Below are 12,375 nucleotides of genomic sequence, written 5' to 3'. Positions count from 1 at the left end.
TGTGGTCTGGCAGGCATTGTAATGCAAAGAAAAGCCGAAAACTGGACAATTTGTATAGATAATTTCTATCAAACAGGAATAAGGCAAAATCATGCGAAAATGACTCATTGATAGGTTTGCCTCACAGCCGAATAACAGGAAAACATACGAAGCAATGGACAGCATAGATCTCGAAGTACTCAAGACCTGCGACGCCTGGATCAAGGCAGGGCAGTCCTGCGAACTGGTCACCGTCATCAAGACCTGGGGTTCCAGTCCAAGGCCGGAAGGCGCGACACTGGCTATAGCAGGCAACGGACAGGTAGTAGGTTCTGTCTCCGGCGGTTGCATAGAAGACGACTTGATAGAAAGAGTGCAGCGCGAAGGCATGCAGCGGCACTTGCCAGAAATCGTCACCTATGGGATTACTGCCGATGAAGCGCACCGTTTTGGCCTGCCCTGTGGTGGCACGATACAACTGGCGATAGAGCCATTGTCAGCGCGCAGCCAGCTCGATGCCTTGTTGCAGGGTTTGCAAAGACATGAATTGCTGGCCAGACGGCTGGATTTGCGAACAGGGGGAGTGACACTCGCAAAGGCAGATCCGGGCCAGCAATTACAGATTAGCGATGAAGCTTTAACTACCGTGCACGGTCCGCGCTGGCGCTTGCTCATCATCGGGGCGGGGCAGTTGTCGCGCTTTTTAGCCAGCATTGCGGTGGGCATGGATTACCAGGTTACCGTCTGCGACCCGCGTGAAGAATACCGCAGTGGCTGGCAAGTCGAGGGCGTGCAACTGGTGCATGTAATGCCCGACGACCTGGTATTGGACATGCAGCTCGATAGCCATAGTGCCGTGGTCGCCCTGACGCATGATCCCAAACTTGACGATCTGGCGCTGATGGAAGCCTTGAAGTCAGATGCTTTTTATGTTGGTGCGATAGGCTCGCGTATCAATAACGCCAAGCGCAGGGAGAGATTAAAGGAGTTTGATCTCAACGACGAGCAACTGGCAAAACTCCATGGCCCCGTAGGTTTGTATATAGGCAGTAAGACCCCGGCAGAGATTGCCATTTCCATACTAGCGGAACTGACTGCTGTGAAGAACCATATTTCATTGCCAAATGAAGTAAGCGTAGAGCACGCCAAGTCTTTGCTTGCCTGAAAATCAAGGTGCGCTGTTTCCATCTGCATGTAGGAAGCCATAAAGATGTATTTACAATATATTTTTATGGGTTTATGATGTTACTGAAAATCAATGCAGACCGATTTTTATTTTAACGTCATTCCAAATTTCGATCTTTAAGATGTATTTAATATACATATTATTGGTAATTCACATCATGCAAAGGCAAAACATGTTAGACCAAACAAGCAGAGATCTAGTAAAAGCCACCGTGCCTGTTCTAAAAGAGCATGGCATCACGCTGACACGTCATTTTTACGCGCGCATGTTTGCGCATAATCCTGAGCTTAAACCTGTATTCAATCAGGGTAACCAGCAATCGGGCGGTCAGCAACAGGCGCTGGCGATGGCCGTGCTCGCTTATGCTGAGCATATTGATGACCCCATGGTTTTGCTGCCGGTATTGACTTTGGTGGCCAACAAGCATGTCAGTGTAGGGATCAGGGCAGAGCATTACCCTATAGTCGGTCGGCATTTGCTGGCTTCGATAAAGGAAGTCCTGGGGACTGCTGCCAGTGACGACTTGATTGCTGCCTGGGCAGCAGCCTATGGTCAACTGGCCGACGTATTGACTGGCTTGGAAAACGACATTTATGGTCGGGCCGCACTGACCGAGGGAGGGTGGACAGGCTGGCGAGCATTCAAGGTCAGCGAGAAGGTCGTTGAAAGTGAAGAGATCACTTCTTTTTATCTGCAACCGGCAGATGGCGGCAAAGTGCCAGTTTACAGACCAGGCCAGTACATTACCGTCAAGGTCTTTGTCCCAGTAATGGGCATGATGCAGCCGCGCCAGTACAGCCTGTCCGCTGCTCCGGGTAATGCCTATCTCCGCATTTCGGTTAAACGCGAAGCACAATTGGCAGAAAAACCAGCAGGTATGGTGTCGAATGTCTTGCATCGTGACATCAATGAAGGCGATATCCTGGAAGTGGCTCCGCCGATGGGTGATTATTTCCTGCACGAAGATCGTGATACACCAGTAGTCTTAATTAGTGCCGGAGTTGGTCTGACACCCAAGCTGTCCATGCTTGAGCATTTGACTGCGCGGAAGTCAGGCAGGGAGATACGTTTCCTGCATGCCTGTCGTCATGGCGGAGTGCATGCATTCAAGCACAGGGTGCGCGAACTGGCAAAAATGCATCCTCAGGTAAAATCCACGGTGTACTACGAAACCCCGCGTGCCAGTGATCAAAAAAAAATCGACTACGATTACACGGGTCGACTAGACTTGGACAAAATCGCCGATCAGGTGATTATGCCGCAAGCTGATTACTATGTTTGTGGACCACATGCCTTCATGCAGGCGCAAGTTGCCAGTCTGAAGTCGCTGGGAGTTGATGCCAGCCGCATACACAAGGAGGCATTTGGCAGCGGTGGTTTTGCCGATTGATGCTGGAATTTGCCAGACAGGTGCAGGCAAGGGCGTGCACCTGAATGAAGAAGAGAATACATAATGCAATTGACGCACTTCACTGACCTGGGCTTACGTGTCCTGATGTACCTGAGTCACCAGCACGGGGAAGCTCCGGTCACGATTACGGAAATTGCCGGCAAGTTTGAGATTTCGCGCAATCATCTGGTCAAGGTCGTCCATTTCCTGGGGCAGCAAGGCTGGATCAGGACGACCAGAGGTAAGGGCGGTGGCCTGGCTCTGGCGCAGCCGACATCAAGCTATCGACTTGGCAGCATCATAAACACCCTGGAAGGCGGGACTGCCTTGATAGACTGTGCCGCGCCGCCTTGTGCTTTGCGCGGCAATTGTCAGTTGAAATCCATACTCGACATTGCCCTTGCGGGTTTTTACAGGCAGCTTGACCTTTATACGCTTAGCGATGTAGTGGCAGGCAAGACGCATGAGGCCATCGTCATGCTGCACCAGATAGGCATGAGCAGAATCCAGTAGCTGGCTGTATCGTCAAAAATTGCTGTATCTGTGATTATTTTTGCCTGGGAATTATGTCAGCATGGTGGTGAAGTTTTATTTTTTACCGCAAATAATGAAGTGAGCCGTCATGCGCCAATATGCATTTAGAATAGTCAACGTTTTTGCTGGGCAAACCTTGGCAGGTAACCCATTGTGTGTTTTTGAAAATGCCAGCGGTATGTCTGATGAAGAAATGCAGGCCCTGGCATTGCAATTCAATTTGTCTGAAACGACCTTCATCCTGCCTTCCGAAGTTGCTACAGCCAGAATGCGCATATTTACGCCAGATACAGAAATGGCTTTTGCCGGCCACCCTAGCCTGGGCAGTGCCCATGTTGTGTCCGTCTTAAATCAGGGACGGCAGCATTTGAACCTGGAATGCAAGGGCGGTATCATCCCCTTGATATTCAATGACAATCGCTGGACCTTGACCACCCCGACCAAACCCGGGCCGCATGTGCAAGCCAGCAATCTGGCCATTGGCGACGTTGCTGCCATGTTGGGGCTGGACGAGGATGATATATTGTCTGTGCCGGTATGGGTGAACACGGGTAGCCAGCAATTGCTGGTGCCGCTCAAATCCTCAGCGGCCGTGGGGCGAGCGCAGCCAGATGCGGCGAAACTGTCCCTTTGGCCCGCCAATCAACTGGGGCGTAAGTCTGCCTATGTATTTGCACCGGATGCCACAAATGATGTCGGAACTGGACGCAGCGAGATAAAAGTGCGCTATTTCTTCGCCAGACAAGGGGGAGGTTTTGCCGAAGACCCGGGTACTGGTTCTGCCTGTGCCAACCTGGGGGCCTGGTTGGTAGAGCAGGGTCATGCACTGCCAGCCAGTCTGGTGGTCAACCAGGGTGAATATGTCAGGCGGCCATGTCAGCTTTATCTTGATATTGATGTTGACAAAAAAATACATGTAGGTGGCAATGTAATAGAAATCGCGCAAGGGACGCTGCAAATTTAGGTCCCTTTGACTGAACTTGTCAGGTATCTGGCGCATGTCACTCAATGGATGCATCATAAATCCTTGATAAATCGACAGAATGCACAGGAAGAAAGGGCGTAAATCCTTTAAAATAGCGACTTCATTCATTTGCACTGAAAAACCAGCGGCCCGACGTTCTTGTGTCTTTGGCCCGGTTCAGGATATTCCCCTATGAGCATGTCTACTACCCAGGAAATCGTTGCCGAATTGCGCGCTGGCCGCATGGTGATACTGGTTGATGAAGAAGATAGAGAAAACGAAGGCGACTTGATCATGGCCGCCGAGTTTGTCACTCCAGAAGCCATCAATTTCATGGCCAAGTTTGGCCGTGGCCTGATTTGCCTGACTCTGACAGAAGAGCGTTGTGACCAGTTGAACCTGGCCATGATGACAAGCCGCAACGGCACTTCTTTTGGCACCAACTTCACCGTATCAATAGAAGCGGCTGAAGGAGTAACCACTGGCATTTCCGCTGCAGACCGCGCCCGCACGGTACAAGTTGCTGTTGACAAGAAGTCCACTGCTGCTGACATCGTCCAGCCTGGTCATATTTTCCCTCTGAAGGCGCAAAGAGGCGGTGTCCTCATGCGTGCAGGTCATACTGAGGCCGGTTGCGACCTGGCAGAGTTGGCAGGACTGACCCCGGCATCAGTGATTTGCGAAATCATGAAGGACGACGGCACCATGGCTCGATTGCCTGATCTGATCGAGTTCGCCCAAGAACATGATATGAAGATAGGGACGATTGCCGACCTGATTCATTACCGTAGCCAGACAGAGAGCATCGTTGATCGTGTGGCCGAACGTGAAATGCATACCGTGCATGGCAGCTTCAAGGCGCTGGTTTATCGCGATAAGCCTAGTGGCTCCGCCCACTTGGCGCTGGTACATGGCGATATCACCCGCGAAAAAGAAGCACTGGTGCGTGTGCATCAGCCGGTATCCATCATTGATTTACTGGAAAGCCAGGCCACTACGCATTCATGGAATGTCGCTGCGGCTATGGCGGCTATCAAGAAATCGGAATCCGGCGTGATCGTCTTGCTCAATTGCGAAGAAACTGCCGAGCAGATGTTTGACCAGTTCAAAGCACTCGATACGCCAGAAACCAGGCCAACAGGCCGTGCTGCACGCATGGACTTGCGCAATTACGGCATAGGTGCACAGATTTTGAAAGATGTTGGCGTGGGCAAGATGAAATTGCTGGCCAATCCACGTAAGATGCCGTCCATGACAGGATTTAATCTCGAAGTTGTTGGTTATCTCGATAAGCCGTGCGCAGACAAATAATGATGGGAGTGCCGGACTGTAGCAGAGTCGCCAGCGGTCTTTTTTGTGTACTTCCACCACTCACATTACATCAGGCGCGAAAAGCGCAAGAAAGAATATTATGACAGTTGGACATTACGAAGCAAATCTGGATGGCGCAGGCGTACGCGTAGGTATCGTACAGGCGCGTTTCAATGACAATATCGGCAAGGGCTTGCTGGATGCTTGCCTGGCTGAATTGTCACTGCTGGGTGTACTCAATGAAGACATTCTGCACGTCACAGTGCCGGGCGCACTGGAAGTGCCGCTGGCTTTGCAAAAACTGGCAGAGACCAATCAATTCGATGCCCTGATCGCTCTGGGCGCAGTTATCCGTGGTGAAACCTACCACTTTGAACTGGTGTCGAATGAATCTGGCGCAGGCATCACCCGCGTTGGCCTGGACGCCGGAATCCCTATCGCCAATGCCATCCTGACCACAGAGAATGACGAACAGGCCGAAGTGCGCATGCAGGAAAAAGGCCGTGATGCCGCCCGCGTTGCCGTAGAAATGGCCAACCTGACTCTGGCCCTCGAAGAATTGGCAGAAGCCACAGAAGATGTGCACTATGATGCCTGATCGTCTTGTCCAGGCTTGAGCTTGAATTTAAGCCTGAACCATGATCACCCAGTTTTAAATTAGGTAAGTTAAGTAAGATACGGTAAGAGAAGATATGAATAATAAAACACTACACGCCAATCCCAGCAAGAACCGTTCGCCACGCCACCGTGCGCGCGAATTTGCCTTGCAGGGCATGTACCAATGGCTGCTGAATAATGAAGATTCTGGTGCAATTGAAGCCCATATCCGTGAAGCTCACGGTTTTGAGAAGGCGGACAGAGAACATTTTGATTCCCTGTTGCACGGTGCTATCAAACAATCCATAGAATTGCGCCAGCAAATTGCTCCCCTGATCGATCGTACCATTGCTGAATTGTCACCGATCGAGCATGCCGCCTTGCTGATTGGTGCCTATGAATTGAAGAATCACATAGAAATCCCTTACCGCGTTGTTATCAATGAAGCGGTCGAACTGACCAAGTCCTTTGGTGGTCTGGATGGTCACAAGTATGTCAATGGTGTACTCGACAAACTGGCAGCAAAGCTGCGTGCGACTGAGGTTGCAGCAGGTAAGTAAGGTACTGACCAAGTTACTGACCATATTTGTAAAAGTATCTACCGCCTTATTTTGAAAGATAAATAAGGCGGTTTTTTTCAGCCTGTGTTTTTAGGAAGTGCCATGCATCAAAATCTCGCAGCAAGACTGGACAATATCGCCCCTTTCCATGTGATGGAACTCATGAAGATGGCGGCAGAACTGGAAAAGCAGGGCCGTCATCTGATACATATGGGCATAGGCGAGCCAGATTTTACTGCGCCGCAAGCAGTGATTGATGCTGCGACGAAAGCAATGGCAGCCGGGCGTTTGCAATATACCTCGGCTCTGGGTTTGCCAGCATTGCGTGCAGCGATATCACAGCATTACCTTGATGTGTTTGGTCTCAACGTGCCTGCTTCCCGCATTATCGTGACAGCTGGTGCATCGGCAGCCTTGTTGCTAGCTTGTGCTGCCCTGGTCGAGCCGGGCAGGGAAGTGCTGATGCCTGATCCTTGCTATCCCTGCAACCGCCATTTTGTTGCGGCATTCGAGGGCAGGGCAAAACTCATCGCCAGCGGGCCGGATCATCGCTTTCAACTGACTGAAGAAATCGTCCGCCAACAATGGGATGAACGCAGCAGTGGTGTCTTGCTGGCTTCGCCATCGAATCCTACCGGCACTTCCATAGAGCATGAAGAACTGGGCAAGATTGTCGATACAGTAAAAGAGTTGGGCGGCTTTAGCATCGTTGATGAGATTTATCAGGGACTGACCTATGACGGGTCGCCATTTTCTGCCTTGTCGCTAGATGAAGATGTTGTCGTTATCAATAGCTTCAGCAAGTATTTCAATATGACAGGCTGGCGTCTTGGCTGGCTGGTGGTGCCTGAGCGAATTGTTCCTGCAATGGAAAAGCTGGCGCAAAACCTGTTCATTTGCCCATCTTCGATTGCCCAGTATGCGGCCCTGGCTTGCTTTGAGCCTGCGACTATTGCCATTTATGAAGAGCGCAAGGCAGAATTCAAGCGTCGCCGCGACTATATCGTGCCTGCATTGCGCGAACTGGGTTTTGGTATTCCTGTCATGCCTGATGGCGCGTTTTATGTGTATGCGGATTGTTCCAGATTCACTGACGATGCAGATACTTTTGCTAAACAGGTATTGAATGAAGCAGGTGTAGTGATCGTACCTGGCCTGGATTTTGGCCCGGCGACGGCGACATCTTATGTGCGGCTGTCGTATGCCAATTCATTTGAGAATTTGCAAGAGGCTGTTGCCAGGCTGAAGAAATTTCTGGCTAACAGATAGTCGCAGCCTGTAAGAAAAAAAGCCGCCTGATTTTGATCAGGCGGCTTTTTTATCTGCGATCAGGTTTACAGTGCTGCAACCTGGTCTTTGTTCGCTTCTATTGTTGCTTTGGCTTCAGTAGTTTCAGGCTTTGCTACTGGCGCTGTCTCAATTGGGCGGGCTTGCACAGGTGCAGGTGCACTAAAGAAGGTTGGTACATTTTTACCAGCGGATACATCTTTCAGTCGCTTGTATTCATTCAATACACGAGCGCCATAACCAGAGTCATTGTCGGCATCGGCTGCGCCTACATACATCTTCAGACCGGCTTCAACAGAACCCCCGCGAGTGACATAGTCTTTCAGGATCAGGGCACCAACACGGATATTGGCAACCGGGTTCAAGGCAGCTTTGACGCCACCAAGGTCCTGGAACTTGTCGTGATGTACTTTGGACATGACTTGCATCAAGCCTTGCGCTCCTACCGGGCTTTCCGCAAAAGGATTCAAACCTGATTCTATCGCCATGACAGACAGAATCAACAAGGGATCAATCTTGATTTCTTTTGCGGTCAGGTAGGCGGCGGATACCAGCATATTGGTTGCATCAGTAGCCACACGGTAGCGTTTGGCCAGCCAGGTAGTTACCCATTGTTGCTGACGGGTGTTGCCCAGTATTTTTGCTTCTTCTTCAGATGCTTGCAAATTCGCGTCAGAATTGATCTGGCCGGGTGCTTTCATCAAATGTGCAAGATCAGGTGCTGGTACAGTCGCTACTGCTTCTGCTGGCGTTTCTTCGTCAACTTCAGCATAGGGGGACAAATCTTTGAATTTGTCAGTGAGTTCGGGTTTGACAAACATCATGACCAGAACTGTCATAGCGATGACGCCAGCGAGTGTGAGTAGGTTGCGCAGGGTGGTGAATAAACCACTGCTTGTATCACGCGCTACCATGGAGAGCGCTTTGCGCGTATCCGTTGAAGAAAAATTACTTTGTTGTACAGCTAAAATAAAACGTTGAAACATGTTACCTCCTGAATTTTCGCGACGCGACATCCACCTTTATTCAAAGTCAAATGCAAACAGCTAATCTACGAATCAGAAACATCGTCTTCGTCACAAGTGTGATCGCAAGACGCCGGAGTCGTTTGTCAAATCAGATCAGTCAGATCTGGTCATGGTGTGTCCAGTGACAAACAACTATTTTCGGGTTAAGGCAGACGCCTTTTGAAAACAATCCTTACAATGTTATGTTGGGGCCCGATCCCCGTGAATGATGTTACCGTGTGGCGAAACTTTCTTTGCATCGAAAGTGGCGGAAGTCATTAACCTCTTCATCAAGTTGGGCGAATTGTAGGGGCGGTTTTATATCAAGTCAACACTATCAAATGAAAAATTGATTACTTTTATGTCTAATGAATTGTGCTGCGATGCAGCAAAGTTGAATAAAATCAAGCACTTGGCAGAATTTGCTAGTGCGACTAGTGCAGAGATACGAAAAAGCGAAAAATGATGAAATATTCTGATTTGAGAGATTTTATTTCTCAACTGCAAGAAAAAGGCGAACTAAAACAGGTGGACTTGCCTGTTTCGCCACATTTGGAAATGACAGAGATTTGCGACCGCACTTTGCGTGCCGAAGGTCCGGCTCTTTTATTTACCAAACCTGTTGGACATACCATACCAGTGCTGGGTAATTTATTTGGCTCGACACGCCGCGTTGCACTTGGCATGGGTGCAGAAAACCTGAGCGAATTGCGGCAGATAGGCCATGTATTATCAGCGCTAAAAGAACCAGAACCCCCCAAGGGTTTTAAAGAGATGCTGGGCCTGGGATCGTTGGTGAAAGCTGTCTGGGACATGTCACCCAAAGAACTGCGTGGTGCTAAATGTCAGGAAATAGTCTGGGAAGGTAATGACGTTGATCTTGCTCGTTTACCCATCCAGCATTGCTGGCCTGGCGACGTCGCACCTTTGATCACCTGGGGCCTGGTCATTACCAAAGGCCCCAATAAGAAACGCCAGAATCTGGGTATCTATAGACAGCAAGTATTGGGTCGCAATAAAGTCATTATGCGCTGGCTGGCACATCGTGGCGGTGCGCTGGATTTTCGTGAACATGGCATCGTCAATAAGGGCAAACCTTATCCCATCGCCGTTGCACTTGGTGCAGATCCGGCCACTATATTAGGTGCAGTAACACCAGTGCCAGACAGTTTATCTGAATACCAGTTTGCCGGTCTCTTGCGTGGCAGTCGTACTGAATTGGTGAAGGCGATCGGTAGCGAATTGCGCATACCCGCATCAGCAGAAATTGTGCTGGAAGGGCATATTTATCCAGATGAAAATCATCCTAGCGGCTATGAACATGCGCTGGAAGGTCCCTATGGCGATCACACCGGTTATTACAACGAGAAAGACTGGTTCCCGGTCTTCACCATAGACCGTATCACCATGCGCCGCGATCCTATTTACCACTCTACGTATACAGGTAAGCCGCCAGATGAGCCAGCGATACTTGGTGTGGCGCTGAACGAAGTTTTTATCCCATTATTGCAAAAACAGTTCAGTGAAATTACCGACTTCTACCTCCCTCCGGAAGGTTGTAGTTATCGCATGGCCGTTGTGCAAATGAAAAAGGCCTATGCCGGTCATGCCAAGCGCGTCATGTTTGGTGTCTGGAGTTTTTTGCGGCAGTTCATGTACACCAAGTTCATCATCGTCGTCGATGAAGATGTCAATATCCGCGACTGGAAAGAAGTCATCTGGGCTATCACTACCCGAGTAGATCCCTTGCGCGATACAACGTTGGTCGACAATACGCCGATTGATTACCTGGACTTTGCTTCACCTGTCAGTGGCCTGGGTAGCAAGATGGGCATAGATGCGACCAATAAATGGCCTGGCGAGACCAGCCGTGAGTGGGGCACCACCATAGAAATGACGCCAGAAGTAAAGGCGAAAGTAGATCAAATCTGGCAAGAGCTGGGTTTGTAAATTACATCCTTGCAGTTATCAAATTTTTTGCATGTATATATATGAGTGTTTCCACAAATTGGGATTACCCGCAACCGTTCATGCGGTCAGTGAAGCCGCAGGGAAGTGATATCGATGGTTTGAATCACACTAACAATGCAGTCTATGTACGCTGGTGCGAAGAAGTCGCGTGGGGACATTCTGAAGCGTTGGGATTGAATCTGGCAGATTACCATCGCCTCGACCGCGCCATGGCGATCAGGCGTGGTGAATATGATTATGTCTTGCCAACCTTGCTCGGTGAATCGTTGACGCTGGCAACCTGGTTGTTTGCCAGCGACGGTAAACTCACCATGGACAGGCGTTTTCAATTGATACGTGATAGCGACGGTGCCACGGTACTCAGGGGGCGCTGGGATTTGGTATGCATAGAGCTTAGCAGTGGTCGCGCACGTCGCATGCCGGCAGAATTTTGCGACATCTATTTACCGGCAGTGGTTGCAGCAGTCTAACTTACGACTGTATGGACGTTGATAACTCCGCACGCCGGATGTAGAGTTTGGATGTGTTGGTGTCAGACTACGTTTTTTCCTTAAGGCGATCTCCCTCGCAAGACAGTGTGGTTTATTCAAGTACAATCAATCACCCACACTTATTGCTTCTCCCCATATGAAACGCCCGCGTTTTTTACCCGATAATATGACTTTGCTGTTGTTTGGTGTGGTCGCACTGGCCAGCCTGTTTCCTGCGCGCGGGGTGATCGCATCAGGCTTCGATCATTTGTCGGTAGGCATGATCGCATTGCTATTCTTCATGCACGGTGCCAAGTTGTCGCGCCAGGCTGTGCTGGCCGGCATTACCCATTGGCGTTTGCATTTGCTGGTCATGGTATGTACATTCGCCATCTTCCCTCTGATGGGTGTGGCCTTGAAGCCATTGCTCCTGTTTCTGGTGACGCCTGAATTATACATAGGCATACTTTTTCTATGTGTGTTGCCGTCAACGGTACAATCTTCAATCGCATTTACTTCAGTCGCCCGCGGTAATGTACCTGCGGCGGTCTGTAGTGCCTCGGCCAGTAATATGTTGGGGATATTCCTGACGCCTTTGCTGGTCAGCCTGCTTGTGGTCGCACATGGTGAGACTCATTCCTCACTGGACGCGATGTTGAAAATTGTTTATCAATTATTATTGCCGTTTGTCGCGGGACAGATTGCCAGGCCCTGGTTGCTGGCCTGGCTGGAAAAATATGCCGGCACGCTGAAGATGGTGGACCAGAGTTCGATTTTGCTGGTCGTATATGTTGCTTTCAGTGAGGCAGTCGTGCAAGGCTTATGGCAACAACTACCGCCTTTGATGCTGGCAAGTTTATTGGGCATCAGCGCCCTGATGCTGGCAATTATCATGGTATTGACGACTGTCATCAGCCGCCGTTTGGGATTTAGCAAGGAAGATGAAATCACCATCGTATTTTGCGGCTCCAAGAAAAGTCTGGCCAGTGGTGTACCCATGGCCAAAGTTTTATTTGCCAGCCATGCTGTTGGTATGGTCTTATTGCCATTAATGTTGTTTCATCAGTTACAGTTAATGGTCTGTGCCATCATGGCGCAACATTACGCCAAAAGATAAGG

The 12,375-nt window shown here is 49.9% G+C and carries 12 protein-coding genes; 11 read left to right on the top strand and 1 reads right to left on the bottom strand.

Annotated features, from left to right (window positions below; genetic code table 11):
* Positions 1–154 precede the first annotated feature (154 nt).
* From Q8K39_RS04435 to Q8K39_RS04400, 8 genes are all read left to right on the top strand, one after another.
* Positions 155–1,144, top strand: coding sequence for an XdhC family protein (locus tag Q8K39_RS04435; protein WP_186955445.1), 990 nt, complete (start codon positions 155–157; stop codon positions 1,142–1,144).
* Between the two features lie 193 nt (positions 1,145–1,337).
* Positions 1,338–2,555, top strand: coding sequence for an NO-inducible flavohemoprotein (gene hmpA, locus Q8K39_RS04430; RefSeq protein WP_305258457.1), 1,218 nt, complete (start codon positions 1,338–1,340; stop codon positions 2,553–2,555).
* A gap of 63 nt (positions 2,556–2,618) precedes the next feature.
* On the top strand, positions 2,619–3,068 hold the full coding sequence (locus Q8K39_RS04425) for an Rrf2 family transcriptional regulator (RefSeq protein ID WP_305258456.1): 450 nt from the start codon (positions 2,619–2,621) through the stop codon (positions 3,066–3,068).
* A gap of 109 nt (positions 3,069–3,177) precedes the next feature.
* Positions 3,178–4,053 carry a PhzF family phenazine biosynthesis protein gene (locus Q8K39_RS04420; protein ID WP_305258455.1) on the top strand — a complete coding sequence of 292 codons (876 nt, stop codon included), beginning with the start codon at positions 3,178–3,180 and terminating at the stop codon, positions 4,051–4,053.
* Between the two features lie 192 nt (positions 4,054–4,245).
* Positions 4,246–5,364, top strand: coding sequence for a bifunctional 3,4-dihydroxy-2-butanone-4-phosphate synthase/GTP cyclohydrolase II (ribBA, locus tag Q8K39_RS04415; protein WP_305258454.1), 1,119 nt, complete (start codon positions 4,246–4,248; stop codon positions 5,362–5,364).
* A 100-nt stretch (positions 5,365–5,464) separates the two neighbouring features.
* Entirely contained in the window at positions 5,465–5,962 is a 498-nt protein-coding gene (gene ribH, locus Q8K39_RS04410) for a 6,7-dimethyl-8-ribityllumazine synthase (protein ID WP_110253023.1), read from the top strand.
* A gap of 94 nt (positions 5,963–6,056) precedes the next feature.
* Positions 6,057–6,521 (top strand): transcription antitermination factor NusB, encoded by a 465-nt coding sequence (gene nusB, locus Q8K39_RS04405; RefSeq protein WP_186955440.1) that lies wholly within the window; start codon positions 6,057–6,059, stop codon positions 6,519–6,521.
* A gap of 102 nt (positions 6,522–6,623) precedes the next feature.
* On the top strand, positions 6,624–7,790 hold the full coding sequence (locus Q8K39_RS04400; RefSeq protein ID WP_305258453.1) for a pyridoxal phosphate-dependent aminotransferase: 1,167 nt from the start codon (positions 6,624–6,626) through the stop codon (positions 7,788–7,790).
* Positions 7,791–7,855: 65 nt separating this feature from the next.
* On the opposite strand, the gene Q8K39_RS04395 is transcribed toward Q8K39_RS04400, so the two are convergent.
* Positions 7,856–8,794 carry a transglycosylase SLT domain-containing protein gene (locus tag Q8K39_RS04395; protein WP_370868560.1) on the bottom strand — a complete coding sequence of 313 codons (939 nt, stop codon included), beginning with the start codon at positions 8,792–8,794 and terminating at the stop codon, positions 7,856–7,858.
* Positions 8,795–9,280: 486 nt separating this feature from the next.
* Here Q8K39_RS04395 and ubiD point away from each other — a divergent pair, with 486 nt between their 5' ends.
* The 3 genes from ubiD (at position 9,281) to Q8K39_RS04380 (ending at position 12,373) form a co-directional block, all read left to right on the top strand.
* Complete coding sequence (ubiD, locus tag Q8K39_RS04390) at positions 9,281–10,765, top strand: 4-hydroxy-3-polyprenylbenzoate decarboxylase (RefSeq protein ID WP_305258558.1); 1,485 nt, start codon at positions 9,281–9,283, stop codon at positions 10,763–10,765.
* Between the two features lie 80 nt (positions 10,766–10,845).
* On the top strand, positions 10,846–11,256 hold the full coding sequence (locus tag Q8K39_RS04385; RefSeq protein ID WP_305258451.1) for a thioesterase family protein: 411 nt from the start codon (positions 10,846–10,848) through the stop codon (positions 11,254–11,256).
* A gap of 157 nt (positions 11,257–11,413) precedes the next feature.
* Positions 11,414–12,373, top strand: a complete 960-nt coding sequence (locus Q8K39_RS04380) for a bile acid:sodium symporter family protein (RefSeq protein WP_305258450.1) — start codon at positions 11,414–11,416, stop codon at positions 12,371–12,373.
* The last annotated feature ends 2 nt before the right edge of the window (positions 12,374–12,375 follow it).

The sequence above is a fragment of the Undibacterium sp. genome (assembly GCF_030683615.1).
Lineage (GTDB): Bacteria > Pseudomonadota > Gammaproteobacteria > Burkholderiales > Burkholderiaceae_D > Undibacterium > Undibacterium umbellatum.
The sequence above is the reverse complement of the archived record's forward strand: the minus strand, read 5'-3'. Positions and strand labels throughout refer to the sequence as shown.